This is a genomic window from Leisingera sp. MMG026, from assembly GCF_021654205.1.
In the GTDB taxonomy this organism is placed as follows: domain Bacteria; phylum Pseudomonadota; class Alphaproteobacteria; order Rhodobacterales; family Rhodobacteraceae; genus Leisingera.
The window spans coordinates 14,897-39,412 of sequence record NZ_JAKFZM010000033.1 but is presented as its reverse complement, the minus strand read 5'-3'; the positions used below and the strand labels follow the sequence as shown (position 1 = coordinate 39,412).

At 60.6% G+C, this 24,516-nt stretch carries 24 protein-coding genes; 15 read left to right on the top strand and 9 right to left on the bottom strand.

Annotation, left to right across the window (positions count from 1 at the left end):
* The first annotated feature begins 1 nt into the window (after position 1).
* The 8 genes from L1069_RS16975 (at position 2) to L1069_RS16940 (ending at position 5,896) form a co-directional block, all read left to right on the top strand.
* Positions 2–982, top strand: a complete 981-nt coding sequence (locus L1069_RS16975; protein WP_237456462.1) for a contractile injection system protein, VgrG/Pvc8 family — start codon at positions 2–4, stop codon at positions 980–982.
* Positions 979–1,227 carry a DUF1653 domain-containing protein gene (locus L1069_RS16970; protein WP_237456461.1) on the top strand — a complete coding sequence of 83 codons (249 nt, stop codon included), beginning with the start codon at positions 979–981 and terminating at the stop codon, positions 1,225–1,227. The genes L1069_RS16975 and L1069_RS16970 overlap by 4 nt, the downstream gene beginning before the upstream one ends.
* Positions 1,224–1,595 (top strand): DUF1353 domain-containing protein, encoded by a 372-nt coding sequence (locus tag L1069_RS16965; RefSeq protein ID WP_237456460.1) that lies wholly within the window; start codon positions 1,224–1,226, stop codon positions 1,593–1,595. Before L1069_RS16970 ends, L1069_RS16965 begins: the two co-directional genes overlap by 4 nt.
* A 321-nt stretch (positions 1,596–1,916) precedes the next feature.
* On the top strand, positions 1,917–2,687 hold the full coding sequence (locus L1069_RS16960) for a site-specific DNA-methyltransferase (RefSeq protein ID WP_237456459.1): 771 nt from the start codon (positions 1,917–1,919) through the stop codon (positions 2,685–2,687).
* Positions 2,688–3,143: 456 nt separating this feature from the next.
* Entirely contained in the window at positions 3,144–3,599 is a 456-nt protein-coding gene (locus tag L1069_RS16955) for a DUF2852 domain-containing protein (RefSeq protein WP_237456458.1), read from the top strand.
* A gap of 109 nt (positions 3,600–3,708) precedes the next feature.
* Positions 3,709–4,140, top strand: a complete 432-nt coding sequence (locus L1069_RS16950; RefSeq protein WP_134829617.1) for an RDD family protein — start codon at positions 3,709–3,711, stop codon at positions 4,138–4,140.
* A gap of 548 nt (positions 4,141–4,688) precedes the next feature.
* Positions 4,689–5,513, top strand: a complete 825-nt coding sequence (locus L1069_RS16945) for an arginyltransferase (protein ID WP_129370492.1) — start codon at positions 4,689–4,691, stop codon at positions 5,511–5,513.
* Positions 5,513–5,896, top strand: a complete 384-nt coding sequence (locus tag L1069_RS16940; protein WP_237456457.1) for a VOC family protein — start codon at positions 5,513–5,515, stop codon at positions 5,894–5,896. The genes L1069_RS16945 and L1069_RS16940 overlap by 1 nt, the downstream gene beginning before the upstream one ends.
* A 144-nt stretch (positions 5,897–6,040) precedes the next feature.
* On the opposite strand, the gene L1069_RS16935 is transcribed toward L1069_RS16940, so the two are convergent.
* The 3 genes from L1069_RS16935 to L1069_RS16925 form a co-directional block, all read right to left on the bottom strand.
* The gene (locus tag L1069_RS16935) at positions 6,041–8,395 is read right to left on the bottom strand and encodes a TRAP transporter large permease subunit (RefSeq protein ID WP_129370490.1); all 2,355 of its coding nucleotides are present in this window, start codon (positions 8,393–8,395) and stop codon (positions 6,041–6,043) included.
* 15 nt (positions 8,396–8,410) lie between these two features.
* Positions 8,411–9,337: a C4-dicarboxylate ABC transporter permease gene (locus L1069_RS16930; protein ID WP_237456456.1), complete on the bottom strand. Its 927-nt coding sequence runs from the start codon at positions 9,335–9,337 to the stop codon at positions 8,411–8,413.
* A gap of 140 nt (positions 9,338–9,477) precedes the next feature.
* Positions 9,478–10,560, bottom strand: a complete 1,083-nt coding sequence (locus tag L1069_RS16925; protein WP_129370488.1) for a TRAP transporter substrate-binding protein — start codon at positions 10,558–10,560, stop codon at positions 9,478–9,480.
* A gap of 283 nt (positions 10,561–10,843) precedes the next feature.
* Between L1069_RS16925 and L1069_RS16920 the strand changes: the two genes are divergently transcribed.
* From L1069_RS16920 to L1069_RS16910, 3 genes are all read left to right on the top strand, one after another.
* The gene (locus L1069_RS16920; protein ID WP_237456472.1) at positions 10,844–12,271 is read left to right on the top strand and encodes a cache domain-containing protein; all 1,428 of its coding nucleotides are present in this window, start codon (positions 10,844–10,846) and stop codon (positions 12,269–12,271) included.
* A 62-nt stretch (positions 12,272–12,333) separates the two neighbouring features.
* Positions 12,334–12,978 carry a response regulator transcription factor gene (locus tag L1069_RS16915; protein ID WP_129370486.1) on the top strand — a complete coding sequence of 215 codons (645 nt, stop codon included), beginning with the start codon at positions 12,334–12,336 and terminating at the stop codon, positions 12,976–12,978.
* A 70-nt stretch (positions 12,979–13,048) separates the two neighbouring features.
* Positions 13,049–14,017: a LuxR C-terminal-related transcriptional regulator gene (locus L1069_RS16910; protein ID WP_237456455.1), complete on the top strand. Its 969-nt coding sequence runs from the start codon at positions 13,049–13,051 to the stop codon at positions 14,015–14,017.
* A 5-nt stretch (positions 14,018–14,022) separates the two neighbouring features.
* Here L1069_RS16910 and L1069_RS16905 read toward each other — a convergent pair whose 3' ends face one another.
* Positions 14,023–15,171, bottom strand: a complete 1,149-nt coding sequence (locus tag L1069_RS16905; protein ID WP_237456454.1) for a lytic murein transglycosylase — start codon at positions 15,169–15,171, stop codon at positions 14,023–14,025.
* 263 nt (positions 15,172–15,434) lie between these two features.
* Here L1069_RS16905 and L1069_RS16900 point away from each other — a divergent pair, with 263 nt between their 5' ends.
* Entirely contained in the window at positions 15,435–16,424 is a 990-nt protein-coding gene (locus L1069_RS16900; protein WP_129370483.1) for an MBL fold metallo-hydrolase, read from the top strand.
* An 82-nt stretch (positions 16,425–16,506) separates the two neighbouring features.
* Here the strand turns inward: L1069_RS16900 and L1069_RS16895 are convergent, their stop codons facing one another.
* Positions 16,507–16,707: a hypothetical protein gene (locus L1069_RS16895; protein ID WP_237456453.1), complete on the bottom strand. Its 201-nt coding sequence runs from the start codon at positions 16,705–16,707 to the stop codon at positions 16,507–16,509.
* Between the two features lie 347 nt (positions 16,708–17,054).
* Positions 17,055–17,906: a hypothetical protein gene (locus L1069_RS16890; protein ID WP_237456452.1), complete on the bottom strand. Its 852-nt coding sequence runs from the start codon at positions 17,904–17,906 to the stop codon at positions 17,055–17,057.
* A 403-nt stretch (positions 17,907–18,309) separates the two neighbouring features.
* Here L1069_RS16890 and L1069_RS16885 point away from each other — a divergent pair, with 403 nt between their 5' ends.
* Positions 18,310–20,061, top strand: a complete 1,752-nt coding sequence (locus L1069_RS16885) for an acetolactate synthase 3 large subunit (protein WP_237456451.1) — start codon at positions 18,310–18,312, stop codon at positions 20,059–20,061.
* 86 nt (positions 20,062–20,147) lie between these two features.
* A complete protein-coding gene (gene ilvN, locus L1069_RS16880) occupies positions 20,148–20,708 on the top strand; it encodes an acetolactate synthase small subunit (RefSeq protein ID WP_129370479.1) in 561 nt (186 codons plus the stop codon).
* Between the two features lie 33 nt (positions 20,709–20,741).
* On the opposite strand, the gene L1069_RS16875 is transcribed toward ilvN, so the two are convergent.
* Positions 20,742–21,098: a hypothetical protein gene (locus L1069_RS16875; RefSeq protein ID WP_134829610.1), complete on the bottom strand. Its 357-nt coding sequence runs from the start codon at positions 21,096–21,098 to the stop codon at positions 20,742–20,744.
* Positions 21,099–21,333: 235 nt separating this feature from the next.
* Here L1069_RS16875 and L1069_RS16870 point away from each other — a divergent pair, with 235 nt between their 5' ends.
* On the top strand, positions 21,334–22,131 hold the full coding sequence (locus L1069_RS16870) for a helix-turn-helix transcriptional regulator (RefSeq protein ID WP_237456450.1): 798 nt from the start codon (positions 21,334–21,336) through the stop codon (positions 22,129–22,131).
* A 2-nt stretch (positions 22,132–22,133) separates the two neighbouring features.
* Here L1069_RS16870 and L1069_RS16865 read toward each other — a convergent pair whose 3' ends face one another.
* A complete protein-coding gene (locus tag L1069_RS16865; RefSeq protein WP_129372874.1) occupies positions 22,134–22,904 on the bottom strand; it encodes a DUF2189 domain-containing protein in 771 nt (256 codons plus the stop codon).
* A 198-nt stretch (positions 22,905–23,102) separates the two neighbouring features.
* Positions 23,103–24,512, bottom strand: coding sequence for a hypothetical protein (locus L1069_RS16860; protein WP_237456449.1), 1,410 nt, complete (start codon positions 24,510–24,512; stop codon positions 23,103–23,105).
* Positions 24,513–24,516: the final 4 nt, after the last annotated feature.

Sequence of the window (24,516 nt, the reverse complement as noted above, 5' to 3'; positions counted from 1 at the left end):
CATGAAAGTTGCTTTCCGGATCATCGCTGACGGCTCCGACGTCACCGGCAATTTTGCCGACCGGCTGATTGGCCTGACCATTGTCGATGAGGCGGGCAGCAAGTCCGACCGGGCGGAAATCCAGGTGGACGACCGCGACTATGCCGTTGCCCTGCCCGCGACCGGCGCCAAGCTGGAAATTGCCCTGGGCTTCACCGGCGACCTGGTCGAACTGGGACACTTCACCGTGGACGAAATCAGCGGCGAGCTGGCGCCCGACACCATGACGATCGGGGCCAAGGCGGCCGACATGCTCGGCGGCATCCGCGCAAAGAAAACCCGCTCCTGGCACAAGGTGACCGTGGCGGATCTGGTCGGCAAAATTGCCGGTGAACACGGGCTGAAAGCCGTCATCAGCGACAGCCTGAAAACCCACCATTACGCCTATCTTGCCCAGACCAGCGAAAGCGATTTGAACTTCCTCACCCGCCTGGCCCAGGACCTGGACGCCGTTGCCAAGCCTGCAGGCGGTGCCCTGGTCTTTGCCAAGCGCGGCGAGAACAAAGGCGCTGATGGCGCCGACCTGCCCGTCTTTGACGTCCACCGCAGCCAGATTGCCTCCGGTGACTGGCAGATCAACGGGCGCGGCAAATACGGCTGCGTCATTGTTGAGTGGACCGACCTGGGCGCCGCCAAGGTACAGACCTGCAAGGCCGGGGACAAAGACCCGAAGCTGAAGCTGCGCCACCGCTACCCGTCCCAGGAAGAAGCGCAGCGCGCGGCCGACGCCGCCCTGGAACGCACCGGCCGGGCCAGCGGCACCATCAGCATCCGCCTGGGCGGCTTCTGGGGTGACCTGATGGCCGAAGCCAAGGTGAACCTGACCGGCATCAAACCCGAGCTGGAAGGTGAATGGCTGATTACCAGCGTCACCCACACTCTGGCGGGCACTTTGACGACCAGTTTCCAAGCCGAACGCGATAACGAAAAGGCAAATTCATGAATACCCAAATCAAGGAAATGCAAAGCAGGATCTGGCAGCACATCAAGTCCGGCGGTTTGTACACCGTCCTCTTTGATGACGCTTTCCGGGAACACGACATGACCAAATGCGTTGTCTATCAATCGCTCTGGGACGGTCAGGTATTTGTACGCCCCGCAGATGAGTTTCTGGACGGGCGGTTCCGCAACATCGCGGTCGATGAAGTCACCGACTGCCGCACGGAAGAAGAAAGGGACGAGCTTTGACCCGGCGCCCAGACACAAGCTGGGTCAAGAAAGGCGGCAGCCGCGATTACATCACCACCCGGCCACTGTTTTGGGACATCGGAAAGAAGGAAAGCGGCTGGGTGCTGACCATCCCGGCCGGGCGTGAATTCGAAAGCTCCGTTCCCCGTCCTCTGCGCTGGGTGTTTTCGCCGGATGATCCCTATTTCCTCAAGTCGGCCGTGATTCACGACACGCTGCTGGAGGAAGGGTTCCGCCGGGCCTTTGCGGACAGCCAGTGGTTTGAGGCCGCCTTAAGTGTCCATGCGCCGGGGCTGCGCACCTGGCTCGCCTATTCCGGGATGCGCGCCCGCCGGTTCTGGAAATGGGTCTTTCGTCAATCTTACTGATTAATGGGAGGCCAAGGGGTGTGTCACCACCCCTTAACACGGGGCCAATGTTCTCACACCTGACCCCGCCGACCATCTAACACTCTTGGCCGCTCCCTGTCCTCGAGGACCCGGCCTCTTTGGAGTGATTCCACTTGAAGCTGCAAGACCAACGTTGCGGTGAATGCCGCAGATTGTTATTTAAAATCGAGCCTGGCGCCCTCAGCGGCACGCTCGCCATCAAGTGCCCAAGATGCAAGGCACATAATTCCTTGAGGCCGCAGAGCCCTTCACCAAAGCGCCCGGTTCAATCCAGTGAGCGTGACGGAAAGGCTCAAAGCCATGAACCCCATTTCGAAGATCAAATCTGAGGCCGCCCCCGGCCTCACCATCGCCCAGGCCGACGCCCTGACCTTCCTGGACAGCCTCAGCCCTGCCAGCGTCGGCGGACTGTTTGCCGATCCGCCGTATTCGTCCGGAGGCAGCCAGCGGACTATCACAACCCAGACCGGCCGAAAGTATTGCGGCAGCCTCAGCCGCAAAACACTGCCTGACTTTGCCGGAGAAACCATGGACCAGCGCTCAAATCTGCGTTTCACCGTTTCCTGGCTGAGCGCTGCGCGGCGGGTGCTGGAACCCGGCGGTTATTTCGGGATCTTCTGCGACTGGCGCCAGCTTCCCGTCTTTACCGATGCGGTGCAGATTGCGGGCCTGCACTGGAAGGGCATCAGCGTCTGGGACAAGACCGAAGGTGTGCGGCCGCAGAAAGGCGCCTTCCGCCATCAGTGCGAATACATCGTCTGGGGCACCAACGGGCAAAAGAAGCCTGGCGCCAATCGTATCCTGCCGGGCTGCTTCCGCAAATCCAATGTGACCCGCAATAAGCTGCATCAGACGCAGAAGCCGGTTGAGGTGATGGATTGGCTTTTGTCGATCACTGAAGACGGCGCACCGGTCCTGGACCCATTCATGGGCAGCGGCACCACAGGCGCAGCCGCCCTAGCTTCCGGCCGCCCGTTCTTCGGCTGCGAGCTGGTGCCGGAGATTTACAAAGTTGCGGAAGCGCGGCTGACGGCCTGTATCGGGCGAAGCCAGGTTCAAGCCTGTGCTTAGGTTACGGCGCCTCGAAGCCTTCAAAAAGCGTAAAGCCACCCTTTAAGCACCCTTTAAAGCCCTCTGCCGCCCGGCGTTTTTTTACGTTTTGGGCGGCGGATTGCCGAGTATTGCAATAGGAAGTGTCCCGCACTGCAATGGGAAGTGTCCCAAAACCCCGGTGTCAAAACGCTAAACCGGTGCAGATCCGGACTGGCTAAACCCCGGTTTCAGGCCTAAAAATCAGGGAATTCGCAAAAACGAGTTGCTGCAACGGGAAGTGTCCCGCACTGCAACGCGAAGTGTCCCGCTACACACTGCAACGCGAAGTGTCCCGCTACAGCTACATACAGCTACACCGCCGCCCGAATGCGTGAATGTAAAATGTTTTCACATCCCCCTTGAACTCAGACCGCCGGGCTCCGATATGCAATGATGTGAAGAGGATTTACATTCACTGCAACCAGGAGGACCCTGATGACGAGTTTCACCCCTACCGCCCCTCATGCACCCGTGCAGGGCTGGTTTTCCCGCAGCGAAGCCTGGCTGGACAGCAAGGGCAAAGGCGCCTGGATTGCCGCCATGGTCTTGGGCTTCGTGTTCTTCTGGCCAGTGGGCCTGGCCCTTCTCTTTTACATGATCTGGAGCAAACGCATGTTCAGCAAATCCTCCTGCCGCCACCGCAAGTCATGGGCGCGCCACGGATATTCCGCTATGCAGCCCTCGGGCAACAGTGCCTTTGATGCCTACAAGGCAGACACGCTGAACCGCTTGGAGCAGGAGCAGCACGACTTTGACGCCTTCCTGCAGCGCCTGCGCGAAGCCAAGGACAAAGCCGAATTTGACGAGTTCATGGATGAGCGCGCGCAAACCGCCGCCCGCAGTGATGATCCGGAAGATGAAGCCGGCAACGGCGGCCTCAAGGGCCACTGATCTGCCCGGCACGCAAAGGCTCCGGCTGCCCCGCCCCTGACCGGGCGGGGAAACGGTTCGGCTCATCTCCGCCCCCTTATAGCCCCTGCAGCGCAAAGGACTTCTGCATATGACCGCCCTGCCCGACCCCGATTACCAGGCAGAATTTTATACATCCGTGCCCGCCAAACGGCTGATCGCCTGGATCATCGACAGCATTCTGATCTTTGCGATCAGCGCCGCCGCAGTGGTGCTGACGGCCTTTACCGGGCTGCTGATCTGGCCGCTTTTGTATCTCGCTGCGGGGTTTGCCTACCGGACCGTGACCATTGCCAATGGCTCTGCCACCTGGGGCATGCGCTTTGCCGGGATTGAACTGCGCGACGGCTCCGGCCAGCGGCTCGACAGCGGTTTGGCCGCGCTGCACACCGCAGGCTACTCGCTGTCTCTGGCGCTGCCGGTTCTGCAGGTGATCTCGGTCATCCTGATGCTGACCTCCTCGCGCGGCCAAGGCCTGACTGACCACTTCCTCGGCACCGCAATGCTGAACCGCCGGGTATAACGGACCCCGGCCTGTTCCGGAACACACAGGGGCAAGGCTATGCTAAGCTGCCTTGCGTCCAACCGGGAGTACCAGTTTTCAGGACACATACGCCTGAGGATCTGCCTGACCCCGTTCCCGAATCTTCAATATCCCAGGCGATCTCATGCACAAGCATCCAAGCCGCGTTAGATGGGCAGTTTGAACAAACGCATTTTGGCAACCTGACCGTAAGGCATAGCCCGCAAACCAACTACTGGAATCGCTGCAAGGCATGCAAAAAGGGCAGAAATGCAGCGCCGGATGACGCAGAAAGATCAGGCACGACCGGATGCGGGCTTAAGGTTGCAAAGGCGCCGCGGTCTGCGCAAGTGCTCTTGCCGAAGCTTTCAGCGGCGCAACTCCTGACAGATATTGAACAATCGGCGCTGTCTGCCTGCCTTCCAACGCAAGAGCCTGTTAAACCATTTTCCACAAGTCCACTTGGCGCACTGGAACCGCGTTGCTATCATCATGGGACCACGTTGCGAACCGTTCCGTCTGTCCTGTGAAACTGCTGAAGAGTTCTGATGCGCCATACCCTTCCTATAGCACCGCAGTTTTATGTGACGGCGCCGCAGCCCTGCCCGTATCTGGAGGGCCGGATGGAGCGCAAGCTGTTCACCGCGCTGCAGGGCGACGGGGTGGAGCAACTGAACAACAGCCTTAGCCAACAGGGTTTCAGACGCTCGCAGAACGTGCTTTACAGACCGTCCTGTTCGGAATGCTCCGCCTGCCTGTCGGCGCGGATCGATGTGGCGGCCTTTACTGCCACCCGCAGCCAGAAACGCACGCTTAAACGCAATGCGCATCTGGAACGGCGTGCAACCTCGCCCTGGGCAACCGAGGACCAGTTTTCGCTGTTCCGCAGCTATCTCGACAGCCGCCATGCCGATGGCGGCATGGCGGATATGGATGTCTTTGAGTACGCTGCTATGATCGAGGAAACCCCGGTGCGCAGCCGGGTTGTGGAATATGGCGAGGCCGGATCCAACAAGCTGACGGCGGTATCACTGACCGACGTGCTGGAGGATGGGCTCAGCATGGTCTATTCCTTCTACGCCCCGGACCAGCCGCAGAATTCGCTGGGCACGTTTATGATCCTCGACCATATCGCCATCGCCCGCGAGGCCGGGCTGCCTTATGTCTACCTCGGCTACTGGGTGCCCGGCAGCCAGAAGATGAGCTACAAGGCCAAGTTCGCAGGCCTGGAAATTTATCACCGTAGCGAATGGAAAAAGATGTCCGACCCGTCTGAGTTCGAAGCTGCCGGCCATCCGCTGTCCACCGACCCGATTGCCGAACAGGTCGCCAATATCCAGTTGCCTGAACAGCCTATCCATCGAAGCCGCTGATGCAGCATATTCACGCCGTTTCACTGCTGGTGCCGGATTACGACGCCGCAATTGCATTTTACTGCGGCCGGCTTGGCTGGCAGCTGGCCGAGGATATCGATCAGGGCAGCAAACGCTGGGTCCGTATCCTGCCGCCGGGCGCCAGCCAGGGCAGCTTGATCCTGGCCCGTGCCGAAGGGCCTGAACAGAAGGCTGCTATCGGCAGCCAGTTCGGCGGCCGCGTCGGATTGTTCCTGGCCTCAGATGACTTTGCCCGCGACCACGCGGCGATGCAGGCTCAGGGCGTCATATTCGAGGAACAGCCGCGCCATGAACCCTATGGCACCGTTGCGGTCTGGCGCGATCCTTTCGGCAACCGCTGGGACCTGATCCAGTTCGCCTGAAACCGGCGCCGCCTCGTTTCATCTTTCTGCAAATACTCCGGGGTGAATGCGCCGCAGGCGCAGAGGGGCAGCGCCCCTTCCCCCCGTAAAAGCAAAGGGGCCCGCATGGGCCCCTTTGCCGTTTAACTTTTCCTGTTGCCCTGGTCAGTTCGGAATCAGCGCCGGCACGATGGTCACAATCGCCGGGAAGGCCCACAAGATGCCGATGCCCACCACCTGGATCAGCACAAACGGCGCAACCCCGCGGTAGATATGGGCCGTTGTCACCTCCTTGGGCGCAACCCCGCGCAAATAAAACAGCGCAAAGCCGAAGGGCGGTGTCAGGAACGAGGTCTGCAGGTTCACTGCCACCATAATGGTGACCCATTTCGGATCAAACGAACCGCCATAGATCACCGGTCCGACGATGGGAATCACGATGTAGATGATCTCCAGGAAGTCCAGCACAAAACCCAGAAAGAACAGCACCAGCATCACGATCAAAAAGACCGTCATCTCGTTGTCAAAGCTCTTCAGGAACTGCTGGATATAGTGTTCGCCGCCAAAGGAGATCACCACCAGATTCAACAGCTGCGAGCCGATCAGGATGGTGAACACCATTGAGGTCACCTTGGCGGTCTCCCGCACAATCGGTGACAGCACGCCGGACTTGAACAGCACCCAGCAGCCGTAAAGCAGCCCGAACAGCGCAAACAGATAGGCGCCGTAGGCCACAAAGAATGCAATCCAGCTTTCCAGGGAAACGCCGCCCTGGTTCACCCGCAGGTCAAAATTCATGCCAACCAGGATGCACAGCATGACGGCAAAGGTGGACCAGATGATAATCTTGCCGGACCGGCCCTGATCCTGCAGCTTGCGGTAGGCCGCCAGCATGATGGCACCGCCTGCCCCCAGCGCCGCAGCGGGCGTCGGGTTGGTGATGCCGCCCAGGATCGACCCAAGCACCGCAACAATCAGCACCAGCGGCGGGAACACCACCCGGATCAGATCGTTTCCGGCGCAGCGCGCAGCGGCCTCGCGGCAGCCCCAAAGCGCCAGCAGCAGCGGCAGTGCAATCCACAGCACAGTGGCACCGGCCGAGGTCGTGGGTGCAATTGCCACCAGATCCACCAGCGCAACCAGCAGCACGCCGATGGCGCCCAGGATCAGCGGCTTGGCATCGCGCGACGGCGCCACACCGCGGCCAAAGGCCAGCACCAGCCCCAGCAGGATCATGATCACCGAAATGCCGGTGCCGATCGGCGCGGCGGCGGCGATCTTGGCATCACGGGCGGCGATGATTTCATCCTCGCTCAGCCGTTCTGACAGGGTCACACCGCCAGCAGCCTCGATGGCCTCCTGTTCGGCAACAGCGGCGTCCCAATCCTCCTGCCCGTGCAGGTCGATCATCGCGGCCTTGCACTCGGCACCGACATTGGTGCGCAGGGAGGCTGTCTCGCCCGCGTCCGAGAATGTCGAAACGGTGATGTTCTGGCTGCCGATCACGTTGAAGCTGCCCAGCAGGATGGCACCGCCGACCAAGGCCGCCGGAACCGCCAGGAACCAGGTCAGGCCTTCACCGCGGGTGATCACCTCGCCAGTGCCGGGCTCCATCGCCACGGCAGGTGCCTTGTGCGGGTTCAGCAGCGCATAGCCAAAGGCGTAAGTTGCATAAAGCAGCGCCAGCAGGATACCCGGCAGCAGCGCCGCCTGGAACAAGGTGCCGACCGATACCACCGCAGGCTCGCCCAGATAAGTCAGCGCGTCGGAACAGCCCGCCTCCATCGCGCGGGTTTCCTGCGCGGTGGAATACAGGTCGCCCGCGAGCGTGCCCAGTAGAACAATCACGATGGACGGCGGGATGATCTGGCCCAGGGTGCCGGACGCCGCAATCACGCCGGTTGCCAGTTCCGGCGAATAGTTGTTGCGCAGCATGGTGGGCAGCGCCAAGAGACCCATGGTCACCACGGTGGCGCCGACAATACCGGTGGAGGCCGCGAGGAAGGCCCCCACAACCACAATCGACACTGCCAGACCGCCGGGCAGCGGACCAAAGACGCGCGCCATGGTGGTCAAGAGATCGTTGGCGATCTTGGAACGTTCCAGGGTGATGCCCATCAGAACAAACATTAGAACTGCCAGCAGGGTTTCAATCGAGGCACCGGCCAGAACCCTCTCATTCATCCGGTTGACTATGAAGGAGACATTGCGGTCGAGCGCCACTTCCCAGCCTTGTGTGAACACAGGTTCCGCCAGTGTTGGCAGGTCCGGGTATCGGAAGACCGAAACCTTATCCGGCCGGATGCCGGAATTCACCAGATCGCGGTAGGCCTGCGACGAGGTGTCGATGGCCTGGTGGATCAGGATACCGGAGCTGTCCAGCGCCGCAATAATCCCGAAGGAGATGATCCCGGCACCGCCGATGGCAAAGGCCACCGGAAAGCCGGAGAGGATGCCCCCGAAGAGGCACATGAATACGATGAGCAGGCCGATTTCGACGCCATCAAGTCCAAATAACATGTTTCTGACGTCCCTTTAGTGCGTGCCTTCGTAGGCTTCTTCACCCTCTCCAAGGCTGTCCTTGTCGAGGTATTTGTTTTCGCTGCCTTGGCCTTCGACGAACTCAAGATAAGAGCGGTAGAAGAAGGCAATGGCGTGCAGGAACACGAGGCCCGCAAACAGCACCAGCAGGATCTTGAACAGGAAGTAGGCATTGAACCCGTTGGGGCTGAACCCGATGGTCTCCACATTCCAGCGCAGGGCGCGGGATTTCATCACCAGCCGGTCCAGGCTGTCCGAGGCCGAGGGTTTCGGCACGATCAGGTGGCGCCACAGGAAGAACCAGCCGTACATCCAGGTCAGCACTGCCGTGGGCATCATGAACAAAAGCGAGCCGAGCATGTCGACCACCCGCTTGGCGCGGAAACTAATGCCGGAATAGATCAGGTCCACCCGCACATGGCCGCCCTGCACAAATGTGTAAGTCACGCAAAGACAGACAACCAAGGCATTGTAAAGCTTCAGTTCTTCAGCAAACCAGCTGATGTCTTGCGAAAACGGGATACCAAAGCCGAAACTGATATCAGGCCGGGCAAACACGCGCTGCATGAAGACAATGATGATCTGTTGCAAGACCATCAAAAGGCCGGCCCAGGCAAAAAAGCGGCCCAAGGTGTTGGCCAGCCCTTCCAGCCCGCGCACCATGCCCCACATGACATTGCGAAAGTACAGGCCGATAGCGGTCAGCACCAGGAAGGCGGTGAATACGACAAAGAAAAACTCGACCGAGCCGCCGTAGTAGACAAAGCGCATGACCGAGGCCTTGTCGGACCAGTCAAGCCACAGCTGCGGATGGGTGACGGCGTAGCCGAAATTGTAAAAGGCGCCGGCGATGTTCTGGATCAGCCAGACAAGCCCGCCCCAGATTGCGCCAAAGAAGGTGATGCCACTCTCTTCCTGCATGTTTCCCCCGGGAAGATTGCTGCGAAGCTGCCGCTAGCGGGTTGGGCGCGCGGCGTCTGCCGGCCGTCCCGCAGTTTCAGCAACTGCATGTGGATCCCCCGCGCGGCGGCGGAGGATCCGATTGATGCCTTTCAGGCAGATTAGCCCAGGACGCGGTCGCGCTGAACGCGGTAGGCGCCTTCGGATTTGGTGATCCAGCCCGAGGAGGCCTTCATCGAGGCTTCGACGCTGCTGCGGATTTTTGCAAACAATTCGTCGCCCATGAACTCGTCCAGGGTGTCCTTGGTGGCGGACCCGAAGGCATCCCAGACGCTGTCCGGGAACTCCAGGGTTTTCACGCCGCCGGACTGCAGGCGCTGCAGCGCCGCACCGTTGTTGTTCATGAACTGCGCCAGGCTCCACTGGTGGCCGGCGGCGGACGCCATTTCAATGACCTTCTGGTGCGCAGGCGACAGGCCTTCGAACACATCGCGGTTGGTGGCAACCGACAGCGCCGCGCCCGGCTCGTGGAAACCTGCGGTGTAGTAGGTCTTGGTGATTTCCTGGAAGCCGGCCTTCTCGTCCGCCCAGGGGCCGATCCACTCGGTGCCGTCGATCGCGCCGGAGGACAGCGCCTGATAGACTTCGGAACCGGGGATGTTCTGCACCGAGGCGCCCAGTTTGCCCAGCGCCTTGCCGCCCAGGCCCGGCATCCGGAATTTCAGGCCGTTGAAATCTTCGGGGCCTTTGATTTCCTTGTTGTACCAGCCGCCGGCCTGCGGGCCGGTGTTGCCGCCGATGAAGGACTTGAGGCCGAAAATCTGGCCCAGCTCGTCATGCAGCGCATGGCCTTCGCCGTGGTAGTACCAGTTGGTCAGTTCCTGCGGGGTCATGCCAAAGGGCACGGCGGTGAAATAAGCGTAGCCCGGGTGCTGGCCGGTGAAATAATAGTCGGCACCATGGTACATGTCGGCCTGACCTGCGGTCACGGCGTCGAACACTTCGAACGCGCCGACCAGCTCGCCTGCGGCTTTCACCTCAACGGTCAGGTCGCCACCGGACATGGCGGTGATGGCGTCGGCAACATACTGTGCGGAATCATGCACACCCGCCAGGCCGCGGCCCCAGGTGGTGACCATGGTCAGGGTGCGCTTGCCCTGGGCATAGGCCGGTGCAGCCAGCGTGCCGGCTGCGGCGGCAGTCCCGCCCAGCGCGGAAGTTCTCAAAAAAGAACGGCGATCCATTAATTATTCCTCCCATTTATTCTTCGGATTGCCCGGAAGGTCCCCCCGGGCGGATCGGTTCGAGTGCGGCCAGCCTAGCGGCGATGAATTTTATGTGAATACCTAGTACTGCGTAGAACGGCACGTTTTTGAGGGCATTCGCCGGAAAGTTCCTGCATTCCCGGCGCGAATCCCCAGGGGACCACTCACGCTCTAAGAGCAAATACCTCCTGCCCATGTGATTCCTCTGGGCGGCTGCAAAATGATTCGGTACAAGAATCTGACCAATTCCGGGGACCTGCTGATGCGCCTGTTCCATTCCATTCTGCGCCCCACCTATGCGCAGAAGCTGTCGCTGTTGATGACCCTGCCGCTGATCGTGGCGGGCACCGCGATTGCTGTGCTGGTGGGCTATCAGTCGCGCAGCCTAGCCGAACGTGAAATTCAAGCGTTGGAACTGCAGCTGCTGGAGGCCAAGAAGGCCGAGCTGCGCAATTACGTGACCCAGGCGCGCAATGGTTTTGCCCATATCTACGGGCTGGCCGCCCCCGATGATGCCGAAGCCAAAGAGCGGGTCACCCAGATCCTCAGCGCGATGATCTACGGCAAGGACGGGTTCTTTTTTGTCTATGACTACGACGGCACCAATCTGGTCAGCCCGCGGCAGACTGAATTTATCAACCGCAATTGGGCTGGGCTGACCGACAGCACCGGGGTGCCGGTGGTGGATGAATTCATCCGCCTGGCCCGGATCGGTGCGGGCTGGCACAGCTTCACCTGGGAGAAGCCCTCAACCGGGGAAGAGGCGCAGATGATCGCCTATGTGCTGGGGCTGCAGGATTGGCAGTGGGCGATCGGCACCGGCGTGTTCATTGACGATGTGCTGGCTTCGGTTGCCGCGTCGCGGGCCGAGGTTGAGGCCCGGGTGCAGCGTACATTCTTCTATATCGGCGGTATCACTTTGGTCTCTCTGGTGCTGGTCTTTGCCTCCGGCATGTTTCTGAACCTGCGTGAGCGGCGGCTGGCGGATGCCAAGCTGAAGGAGCTGACCCAGCGGGTGTTCGATGCCCAGGAAGAAGAGCGCGGCCGGGTGGCGCGGGAGCTTCATGACGGCATCAGCCAGCTTTTGGTCGGGGTGCGCTATGCGCTGGACAACACCCGCCGGCGGCTGTCCCGCGGTGACAGCGACGGTGCTGCGGCACCGTTGGAGAAAGGCGCCGATAACCTGCTGACTGCAATCACCGAAGTGCGCCGTATCAGCCGCGACCTGCGTCCCGGTGTGCTGGACGATCTGGGCCTTGGCCCGGCGCTGAAGGCGCTGACGGATGATTTTGCCGCCCGCACCGGCATTGAGACAGAGTTTTCCACTGTGGTGTTCCGCAACCGGCTGGATCAGGATGCCAAGATCGCGCTGTACCGGATTGCGCAGGAAGCGCTGACCAATATCGAACGCCATGCCGAAGCCAGCAGGGTCAGCATCGACCTGCGCGGCCACACCAAAGGCGCCACCATGCGGATCACCGACAATGGCCGCGGATTGCCGCCGCGCGATGCGCGCAGCGGGCCGGGCATTGGCCTGCGCAATATGCAGGAACGGATTGAGCAGCTTGACGGGGCCTTGCGCATTCTGTCATCACGAGGCACCCAAAGCGGCACGGTGATCGAGGCAAGCCTGCCTCTGAGCCATCTGCTGCCGCCGGGTGAAGAGGGAACGCCTGTGCAATTGCCGTAACCGGGGGAGGATACGGCAATTGCGGGCCTCTCAACTGATGGAAAGCTGCCTTGTGGGGGATGATGGCTGATCCTGTGAAAGTTCTGATCGTGGATGACCACCCGATGGTCGCCGAGGGCATCCAGTCGATCCTGGAAAGCTATGATGATATCGAGGTCGTCGGCTCATTGACTGACGGGCGCGACGCGGTGGAACAGATGGGCACTTTGGCGCCGGATGTGGTGCTGATGGATCTGAACATGCCCAATCTTGGCGGGCTGAGCGCGACCGAGATCATTCTGGAACAGCACCCCGGCACCCGCATCCTGATCCTGTCGATGCATGACAGCGCCGAATATATCTCCACCGCGCTCAGCCATGGCGCCATGGGGTATGTGCTCAAGGATGTACCCACAGAAGAGATCAAACAGGCCGTTGATGCGGTGATGAAGGGGCAGACCTATCTTTGCACCGGGGCCGCGGGTTCGCTGAAGCCCAAGGGCGGCGACAGCCGCGAGGCGCTCACGGGCCGGGAACAGACCATCCTGCTGGAACTGGCACAGGGGAAGTCCAACAAGGAAGTCGCCCAAGCGCTTGATATCTCGGTCAGAACCGTTGAGACGCACCGCAAGAACATCAAACGCAAGCTGGGCATTTCCTCCACCGCCGGCCTGACGCGATACGCGCTGGAGCATGGCGTACTGCAGGGGACCGGCGCCGGGTTCTGATCCTCTCCCGCAATTTTGCCTTTGTGATGTGCCGCCCCTGCCCTAGCCTCCCGGACCAAGGAGACGCGCTATGACGACGGACAACCCCCCGATCACACCTGAAACCCAGGCCAAATGGCAGCGGGTGGTGGATCTGGTGGCCGAGCTGACCGATGTGCCCGCCGCATTGATCATGGCAACCGTGGATCTGGATCACCGGGTCAAAGTCTCGAACGCGGCGGAAAACAATCCCTATTACCCCGGCCGCCAGTACCACCTGAATGAAAAACTCTATTGTTTCGGCGTGTTTGAGGCAGACGGCGAACTGGTGGTTGAGGACGCCCGATGCGATCCCCGCTGGCAGGACAACGAGGACATGGAGCACGCCATGTCCTTCTACATCGGCTATCCGATCAAATGGCCGGACGGCGAGGTTTACGGCACCATCTGCGTGCTCGACACCCGCCGCAACAAACGCGCCCTGATGTTCCGCAAAGGCCTGCAGGAATTCTGCCGGGTGGTCGAGGGCGATCTGGCGCTGCTGCTGGAGGTCGCCCAGCGCAAACAGGCCCAGGCCGAGCTGCGTGAGACTGTGCGGGCGCGCGAAGACACCATCAAACGCCGCACCAAAGCATTGGAGGATGCCAATACCGCATTGCGGGTGCTGATCGACAATGTGGAGGCCTCGCGCCACGAGAGTGAACACCAGATCGAGCAGCAGATTAAGGGCATGGTGCTGCCCTATGTGGCCAAGCTGCGGCATCTGGATGCGGACCGGGAGTTGCAAAGCGCCTATTTGCAGATGGTCGAAGATAATCTCAAGAACATCACCTCAAGCCTGTCCTCCAAACTGGCCGAGACACTGGAGCAGCTGACGCCTGCGGAGACTGAGATCATGCAGCTGATCATGATGGGTCGCACCACCAAGGAGATCGCGGCCACCCTAGGCCGCGAGACCAGCACCATCGACTTTCACCGCAACAACATCCGCCAGAAGCTGGGCCTCAGCCGGCGCGAGAACCTGCGCCAGCATCTGATCGCGCTGAATTCGGCCGGGTAGCCCGGTTATCTGAGGCTGCTGAGCAGCGCCTGCGACGGATCACCTGTTGCGGGCAATCCGCGGCTGGACTGAAAGCCGCTGATGGCAGCACGGCTTTTCGGTCCCAGCACACCGTCGGCGCCGCCGGTATCGAACCCTTTGGCCGTCAGGCGTTTTTGCAGCAGGATGCGGTCATCCTTGGTCAGCCCGTATCGGTCCGGCGGGAAACTGGCGCGCAGCGGGCCGCCGCCTGCGATGCGGTCAGCCAGATGGCCCACCCCGATCGCATAAGAATCCGAGTTGTTGTAGCGCTTGATCGCATTGAAGTTTCCAGTGACCAGGAACTTCGGTCCGCCCGCCTGCGGCTGCAGGGTACGGCCTGCGGGGGTTCCCGGCGCCCCGGCCTCGCCGCCCCATTTCTGTCCTCGCGTCCAGCCATTGCGCTGCAGATAGGCCGCGGTGGAGGCCAGCGCGTCGCTGGGATCCTCGGACCAGATGTCGCGGCGTCCGTCACCAGTGAAATCAACCGCAAAGGCCTGATAAGATGTTGGGATGAACTGGGTATGCCCCATCGCGCCAGCCCAGCTGCCGGTCATCCGCGCAGGCGTGGTATCGCCGTTTTGCAGGATTTTCAGCGCTGCAATCAGCTGTTTTTCAAAGAACGCTCCGCGGCGTCCGTCATAGGCCAGCGTTGACGTGGCCGAGATCACCGGCACATTGCCGCGGCGCTCACCGTAAAAGCTCTCCAGCCCCCAGATTGCGCAGATGATTTCCGCATCAACGCCGTAAGCGCGCTCCAGCGCCCGCAAGGTGGACTGATGCCGGGCGAAGGCGGCGCGGCCTTTGGACAGGCGCTCGTCCGAAACGGCGATAGAGAGGTAATCCTCCAGCGTGCGTTTGAATTCGGTCTGGTTGCGGTCGCGTTTGACAACGCCGGGAAGGTAACCCGCACCGCGGAACGCTGCGCGCAGGGTAGATTGGGAAATGCCGCGCGCCTCTGCCCGGATGCGAAAGGCAGCAACCCAGGCATCATAGCCCGTATTGGGCGCCGGGCGCAGGTCTGCGGGCAGGCCGGTTGCGCCGCTGGGGCCGCTGCCAGACGGCACCGTACTGCTGCAGGCGGTCAGTCCGAAAGCCGCAAGACCAAATCCAAAATGACGCCGTGTGATATCCATGCTGCTGCCCGTTCCGATGTTTGTTTTACAGCCCGGTTGCGCCGGACTTGTTTCCTGACAAGCTGCCAGAATCCGGAGATGGCGCCAAGGCCCGGATTTCCCCGCAGCAAAGACCCGCCACAGGCCTCCGGCCGCTTGTTATGGGGCCGACCCCCATATTTACCCCATATTCTTCCGGGGCACCCCTGACGTCCAACCCTGTCTAGCCTGATTGCATCGCTGCACCAATGCGGCGGCCAGAAAACACCAGGGAGACAGAACCAATGGATGAGCAAAGGAAGAACCTCGATCCGGTGAGGCTGGACGGGCGCAAAGATGATCTGGCACCGGGGCTGTCGCGGCGCAGTTTCTTTGCGGCGGCAGGTGCCGCAGGTGTGGGCACTGCTGCCAGCCTTCTAGGCAGTACCAGCGCCCAGGCGCAATCCACCGACTGGCTGCAGCCCGGCAACAACAACCATGTGATCGACCTGCAGAACGCAGGGTCATTCACCGATGGCGAGGTCAAAATCGATTTCTACGGCCATTGCGCCTTCAAGATCACCTCACCCGGCGGCACCTCGATCCTGTTCGACCCGTGGCGGGATGATCCGTCGGGCGCGTGGGGGCTGTGGTTCAAGCAGAAATTCCCGGAGACACTGGTTGACATCACCATGTCCACCCACACCCATTTTGATCACGACGCCATTGACCGGCCGCAATCAACCATGGTGCTGGACCGGATGGTAGGCACATTCGAGTTCGCCGACATGAAGATCACCGGCTACGCCGACAAACACGCCTGCGTGGCGCCGGGCTGGTATCCGTGGACCGATGCGCTGGCCGAATTCGGGGTTGAGGCCTGTCCGCCCAATAACCCGGGCCATATGGATATGGTGACCTACGTGGTGGAAACCGGCGGCATCCGCACGCTGATCTGGGGCGACAACCGGCCTGACCCGGCAGACGGGTTCTGGGATGCCATTGGCCGGATTGATGTGCTGACCCTGCCAGTGGATGGCTCCGAACACATCCTGTCCTATGCCCAAGCCAATGCACTGGTTGAGCGGATCCAGCCCAAGGTGGTGATCCCCACCCACTATCTGTCGGAGACCACCACCTATACGCTGTCTACCCTGCAACCGGCGGATGCCTGGGTGAAGGATCAGAAAAGCTTTAAGATGCTGGACAATGCGTCGCTGTCGCTGGCCGCCGCGGATGTTCAGGGGATGGATAAGGAGTTCCTCTATTTCGGGCACAACGCGCTGACGGAGTAATCCTCGGCATTGCTGCAACAATGTTGTGCCCGGCTGGCCGGGTGCCCTCCCCCAGGGCGCCCGGCATCGGCCCATTGCCGGATCACCTGGATAAAAACCGCCGCTGCGGGAAACCTGTCTGGGCAAAGATTTCCCAGATCTTCTGCTCAAGATCCGGCGCGCCGATCTGCAGGCAATTGCCCCGGAAGTACCAGGTCATAACTTGCGCATATCCGCCGGTGCGGGCCAATGCGCGTTCCAGCGCGGCATCAAACTGCCCCGGCCGGGTGACGGTCTCCGCCATGTGGTGAAGATCCGAAGCGCCGTAAAGAATGGCCCGAGTGCGGTGCAGGAAGCCTTCAGAACGTCTTGCAGGATGGCGATGCCGCTGAACCGCGTGGTGCCGGATTCATGCGGGTAGCTGCCCTGGAAAAGACCGAGACCGCACCTGCCGGAAGGCTTGCCTGTTCCCGCTCCAGCCGATGGCGGGACCGCCGCTGATCCTTGAAATTCTCCTGCAGCCGCCCTTAGAAACGCTTGGCGTATTGGAGCGGAACCATGTCTGTGCGGAACGGGCGGCTGCCAATCGCGCTCAAACTGCGGATCCCCATGGGTTCAAGGTGCCCTTGCCGCCAAAGGGTCAAGCAGCAATCAATCCCGCAACGCGTCAGCGCGCAGGCCTTCACGTTCGTAATGCCGCGGCAGTACCCGGCCATAAAGCTGCTTGGTGCGCTCAACCCCGCCGCACATGCCTTCCTTTTCGACAAAGGAGAAGATACCGACATAGCGCCTGCGCGGACCCTCGACAGGGGCGACCCGGTGCAGCGAATAGCGGCCGCGGAAAATCTGCAAGTCTCCGGGCTGCAGCACCAGTTTGCGCACCAGCGGCGAACCGCCCGCCAGCACCCGCGCCACGCCGTCATAATTCTCATCCGCTGGGGTGCGCAGCATCGGGGCATATTCGAAATCGCCGCCCGCCTCGCCGTTTTGGATCGCCAGTGTCACCGTGTAATTGTTGGTGTCGAAATGCCAGGGAAAGCCCTGCCCCTCCTCGACCATGTTGATGATCACATCGGCCAGCGGATCGTCATAGCGGAAAAACCGGTCCTCTGGCTCCCCCAGAGCGGTGCGGATGAAGGGCATGAAACCGGAAAACTCATAAATGGCGCGCAGCGGGCTGTCCGCACCGAAGTTATCCGCCGGAATAAAGGCGTTGGAGCGGTCATAAAATTGGCGCACCGGGTGGGTTTCCGGCAGCGCCGGGTCGTCTTTGGAGAAATAGGCATTGGTGCGGCTGAAAGATTTGTGGCCGTTCTCCGCCACCGCATCGGCTTCAGCAGCCAGCATGGCGATACCGTCCTGATGCACAAATCCCGGCAGCACCGCACAGCCATCCGCCCCCAGGTCGCGCTGCAGATCCGCAATCAGCCGCGCATAAGCTTCGGAGCCGGGCCGGTCGATCGGATAACGCCCCAAATCGACCAGATCAGAAAGTTGAACCATTTTTGCATCCTTCCCTGTGTGCTCTTTTGAGTTGAGCCTGCCCGCGGAAAATCTGCTGATCTTGCAAAAACGGGACACCGGCGTGCCGGTTTTGAACGTTTCCGCATCACTGCGCCCCTCAGCTTTCGCGGAAATGTCGCTGCACCCAGGCCTCAAGCAAGAAAATGTCCCCATACAGCGCTTTTTTGATACCTTTGGCGGTTGACGCCCCTGTCCAGCGCCCATAATGTCGCCCGCAACGCAAGAAGGAGCCTGTGGCCGTGACCACCCTAGTCGTAATCGTAGGAACCAAGCGCATGGGCCGGTAACGGTAAACCATAATCGAACCCATGCGCCTCCGACTTGAAATCGGGGGCTTTTTTTATGCGTAACGGACGATGCCGCCAATTGGAGCAAAAAGCAGATGACACGTGAAATGACCGGCGCAAAGATGGTTGTCCAAGCCCTGAAGGATCAGGGTGTGGATGTAGTCTTCGGATACCCAGGCGGCGCCGTGCTGCCGATCTATGACGAGATCTTTCTGCAAAACGACATCCGCCACGTGCTGGTGCGCCACGAACAGGGCGCGGTGCACGCCGCCGAGGGCTATGCCCGCTCCACCGGCAAACCCGGCGTTGTGCTGGTGACCTCGGGCCCCGGTGCCACCAATGCGGTGACCGGCTTGACGGACGCCTTGCTTGATTCCATCCCGCTGGTGGTTCTGACCGGCCAGGTGCCGACCTTCATGATCGGCTCGGACGCCTTTCAGGAAGCCGATACCGTCGGCATCACCCGCCCTTGCACCAAGCACAACTGGCTGGTCAAGGACACCGATGCGCTGGCCGGCACCCTGCACGAGGCCTTTCATGTCGCCACCTCGGGCCGTCCCGGTCCGGTTCTGGTCGACATTCCCAAAGACGTGCAGTTTGCAAACGGCACTTATAACGGGCCGAAACCCGCCGCCTCCCATTATCAGCCGCAAGTCAAAGGCGACATGGAAGAGATCACCGAACTGGTCGCAGCCCTTGAGACAGCTGAACGCCCAGTGTTCTATACCGGCGGCGGCGTGATCAACTCCGGCAATGCCGCCAGCCAATTGCTGCGCGAACTGGTGGACGGCACCGGCATCCCGGTGACCTCAACCCTGATGGGGCTGGGCGCCTATCCGGCCTCGGGCAAAAACTGGCTGGGAATGCTGGGGATGCACGGGCTGTATGAGGCCAACATGGCGATGCACGGCTGTGATCTGATGATCAATATCGGCGCCCGCTTTGACGACCGCATTACCGGCAAGATCGACGCCTTCAGCCCGAACTCGAAGAAGGCGCATATCGATATCGACCCCTCCTCGATCAACAAGGTGATCCGGGTCGATATCCCGATCGTGGGCGATGTCGCGCATGTTCTGGAAGACATCCTGAAGGTCTGGAAGTCGCGCGGCCGCAAGGTGAACCGCGAGGCGCTGGCCAAATGGCACAAGCAGATCGACGAATGGCGTGCGGTGAACTGCCTGGACTTCAGGAATTCGGAAAAGACCATCAAACCGCAATTTGCGCTGCAGCGCCTGGAAGAGCTGACCAAGGGCCATGACCGCTACATCACCACCGAGGTCGGTCAGCACCAGATGTGGGCGGCGCAATACCTGAATTTCGAGGATCCGAACCGCTGGATGACCTCGGGCGGGCTTGGCACCATGGGTTATGGTTTTCCGGCCTCGATCGGCGCCCAGATGGCGCATCCGGACGCGCTGGTGATCAACGTCGCGGGCGAAGCCTCCTGGCTGATGAACATGCAGGAGATGGGCACCGCGATGCAGTTCCGCCTGCCGGTGAAACAATTCATCCTCAACAACGAACGCCTGGGCATGGTGCGCCAGTGGCAGGAACTGCTGCACGGCGAGCGCTACTCGCACAGCTGGTCGGAATCGCTGCCCGATTTTGTGAAACTCGCCGAGGCTTTCGGCGCCAAGGGCATCTGTGTCAGCGATCCCAAGGACCTGGATGATGCGATCATGGAAATGATCGAATTCGACGGGCCGGTGATCTTTGATTGCCTGGTGGAAAAGCACGAGAACTGCTTCCCGATGATCCCGTCAGGCAAGGCGCATAATGAGATGCTGCTGGGCCAGGCCGATACGCAAGGCGTTATCCAGGCCGGCGGCGCAGTGCTGGTGTAACGCGGCAGCGCCGCAAATTTCTTCGAAGAAATTTGCCAGGAAAATTCGAATTTTCCTGGCAGCGACATACGAGAGAAAGGCACGACATGTCTGCCCTGCATATTAAAAAAGGCTCCACCCGCCATTCCGCCTATAACCTGCGCCCGACGTTTTCGGATGTGCAGGAGCGGCACACAATTGCGGTTCTGGTGGAAAACGAACCCGGTGTTCTCGCCCGTGTCATCGGTCTGTTCTCGGGCCGCGGTTACAACATTGAAAGCCTGACCGTGGCCGAAGTTGATCATACCGGCCATCTATCGCGCATCACCATCGTCACCACCGGCACCCCGCAGGTGATTGAACAGATCAAGGCCCAGCTGGGCCGGATCGTTTCGGTGCGCGACGTGCATGACCTGACCGTCGAAGGCGTGGCCGTAGAGCGCGAACTGGCGATCCTCAAGGTCGCCGGTGAAGGCGAAAAACGCGTCGAGGCGCTGCGGCTGGCGGATATCTTCCGTGCCAATGTGGTTGACAGCACGCTGAACAGCTTTGTTTTCGAGATCACCGGCGCGCCGGAAAAGATCGACGCCTTTGCCGATCTGATGCGTCCGCTTGGCCTGTCCGAGATTGCCCGCACCGGTGTCGCTGCGCTGCTGCGTGGAATTTGACCCTGCAGCCGGCCCGCGCACGGGCCGGCAGTCTCAGCCCCGGCTTACATGAAGCGGCGCCGCAACGCGCCGCTTTTTTACGGAATGCTGCGGAAAGGGCACCACGATTCCTATATCCTGCCCTGCCGCCGCCGTTTCGGCGCCGCGTTCCGCTGCCGCACACAGCCGATCTGCCAGGCCCGGGCTGCCCTGTTCCAGCAATACCGCGAGATTTTCCGCAATCCTGCAATTGCCGCTCAAAGTTAGTTCAAACTCAACCCAATCGCCCGGATTCAGTTCCTGGAAGTCTTCCCCTGGCTTTTTAGTGTAAAAAGCCAGGTCACCCTGATCATCGCACCAAATAACGGCTTTGTTCAGGGATTCATCACTCCATAAGATGACTCCAATCATACCAGTCCTCGCATTGCCGCATTCCAATTCTGGAACAATTGAGGTGACGCCAACATGCTAAAATACGCGCTGCCCTATTGCATTTTGTGTCGGCTTGACTAGCCTGGTGACGTGAATTAGCAACAGGCGTGACGCTGATCGGGTTCAGCGGCGCGTACTTCTCCGGCAATTTCTTGCGTAAAGCGCTGCCAGATAGTGCTAAATACCAAAATCAGCCACGCCATCAGGGGCAATGATGACCAGCCACACACGATCCCCCGCCGACCTGAGAAACATGTTTGGCGCCAATTTGCGTCAATTGTCACGGCAATATCCGTCGATTTCAGAACTGTCGCGGCAGCTGGGGATCAACCGGACCCAATTCAACCGGTATCTGTCCGGCGAGAGCTTTCCGCGCCCGGATGTGCTGGACCGCATCTGCCAGTTTTTCGAAGTGGATGCCCGCATTCTGCTCGACCCGGTGGAAAAACTGTCAAAAACCGGCCAGGTCATCAACGGTGCCTTTCTCGCCGATTTCCTGGGCCGCGGTGTGCTGCAGCTGAGGGAAGAGTTTTTCCCGTCCGGGTTCTACCGCTTCACCCGCCGCAGTTTCATCAATGATGAAAAATTCGTCATTGGCCTGGTCTATGTCTTCCGCGACGCAGGCGTGACATACATAAAGGGCTTTGAAGCCAAGGAGGCGATGCGCAGCCAAGGCCTGCCTGACAGTCCCGGTGTCCGCGAATTCCGCGGCTACATCAGCGGCCACGAGGACGGTGTCGCCTTTGTCATCGCCCGCCGCAATGCCATGACCTATTCCTTCAACTATCTGGCCCGGGTGGCCTCGCTGGAGAACAACTTCTGGTCCGGTTACGTCGCCCGCACCGTCCGGGAAAACGAAACCGGCGAACGGGTGACGCGGATGGTCTATGAACATCTTGGCCGGGACACCAAACAGGTGCTGGCTGCTGCCCGCAGCGCAGGGTTCGCCAATGAGGCAGAGCTGCTGCCCTTTCACCAGCGGCTGCTGCACACCGGCCAGCCTTTCTGCTGACCCTATTCAGCAGCAGCCTGGCGGTAGATGTGCCAGGTGGCGTGACCAAGCAGCGGCAGCACCAGAAACAGCCCCAGGAACCACGGCAGCAGCGCGGCAAAGGTCGCGGCCGCAATCAGACCGGCCCAGATCATCATCACCAGAAAATTCTGCTGCACATATTGGAAACTTGTGATCATCGCGGTGACAAAATCCACCTCGCGGTCCAACAGCAGCGGCAGTGAAATCACCGTGATCATGTAAAGCAGCAACGCAAACAGCGCGCCGACTGCGGTGCCGACGGCCAGCATGGCCAGCCCGTTGGCGGTCAGGAAAACCTCGGCTGAACTGGAGATATTGGTCATGGTGGCATGGCCCATGAACAGGGCGAAAATCATATGGCCAAGGAAAAACCAGAACAGGAACACCACAATGATGATGGCGCAGATAGACGGCAGCTGACGGCGGCTTTGCTGCAGAACCACGCCAAGGATCCTGCCAACCGCTATCCCTCTGCCCTGCTCCAGGCGGTGCGAGACCTCATATAGGCCCACCGCTGCAAAGGGACCGATCAGCGGAAAGCCGATCGCCGCAAGAACCAGCCAAAAAGTGGTGCCGGTCTGAACCGTGGTCCAGGCCATGGCCCAGCCTGCCAGCACATAAAAGCCCGCAAAAAACAGCCCGTAAACAGGTTTCGCCCGGAAGTCCGCCCAGCCCCGGCGCAGTGCCTCAAACAGCATCTGCGTCGAAATCGGCCGCAGCGGCGGCACCCCAAAGGGCTTTTCGGTGGTCATCGCGGTCTGTCCTCCCATTTGGTGTTTTTGCCAGCCTAGCCGCGATCCCGGTGTTAAAAAATGCCTTCCGGATGTATATTATCAATTACCCTGCGGGATCAGCGCTGCGGCCTGGCCTGTCAGGTCCTGCCCGGATCCCGTGCAGAGCAAAGACGGGCCTTCCGGTCCGCCTTCTGTCCCGGAAAATTCAGTTTGCAGTCAGACAAACATGAAATCATCAGCGGTCAGGCCAAGCCCGGCCTCGCCGTCCAGCCGGATAGTTCCGCCATCATGGGTGATCAGACGGTCGCCGCCGTCATCCTCGATAAAAAGGCTGCCAAGGCCGCCGCTGTGCCCCCTGATTTGCAGGATATCGGTGCCATCCATGAAGTCCCTGACCAGATCATCGCCGCTGCCTGGCGCAAATACAAATGTGTCGGCGCCGCCGCCGCCCTTCAGCGTGTCATTGCCGCCGCCCCCGTTCAACGTATCCGCACCGCCGCCGCCGATCAGCCTGTCCGTACCGCTGCCGCCGTTCAGCGTATCACCGCCAGCCAAACCAAACAGCCGGTCATTGCCGCCCTTGCCGGCAAGCAGATTGGCCCCGCCATCCCCCGTAAGCCTGTCTCCCTTCGAGGTGCCGGTCAGGTTTTCGATGCTGGTTTCCTGAAAGAACCCGGCGCCCTCCGCATCCAAATCGCCGCCCGGCGCTCCCGGGTTCTGCCAGGCGCCACCCGAGTCGAGCGTAAACTGCACACCGGTTGCGAAATTCGAGAAATCAACAGTGTCTCTGCCGCCGCCGCCCTGAATGTTCAGTCCGAAACCGGGATCCGTCTCCGAGACTTTCACGACGTCCCTTCCTCCGCCCAGCCGAACCATGCCAGCGCCGCCAGAGCCGATTTCGACCGTATCCTTGCCGTCGCCGGTTGAGATCAGCTCAACCCACTCCTTGCCGGTGCGGACACTGTCCTTGCCATCCCCGGTACGGACGATGCCGGCGCCGCTGGCACCGATCACCACCGTATCATCGCCGCCAGAGGTGCTGACATATTCGGCAAACCCCTTGCGGACCACCACCTTGTCATCGCCGGCTCCCGTGCGCACGGTGCCCGCCCCGCCGTTGCCAATGGTGATCACATCCCCCTTGGCGCGGTCCGCATCACTGCCGCCCAGGCCGGTTTCGATGTTGAACACAAAGGCATTTCCGGTTTTTACGATGTTTTCCTCGGCAAACAGAATGATGGAGAACGTGCTGCCGTCCTGATTGTTGCCCAGTTTGACCTCGTGTTTCTCCCCATCCCAGCCGTTGATCTGGCGTATGCGGGTGGAGTCCAGTTCCACCACGGAATTGTACCCGACTTCCAGATAATCAATCCGGCGGTCTGCGCCGCTGTCCATATCAGTGATCCGCGTCAAGTTGGTTCTGGCGGCATCGCCGAAGCGAACGATCTTAGCCGTCCAGTCCTGTCCCGTTAGATCCGCATCAGCAACCAGGCGGTTATCAGGGTCGCTCTCAAAGACATTGTAGGTGTTCAGAAACCGATTGTCCCAAGGGACGTCAGTTTGGCCTTCGCGCCGGGGGATCATAGTTTCACCGTCAAAGGTCAGATTCAACTCTACCGTGGCCATGGCA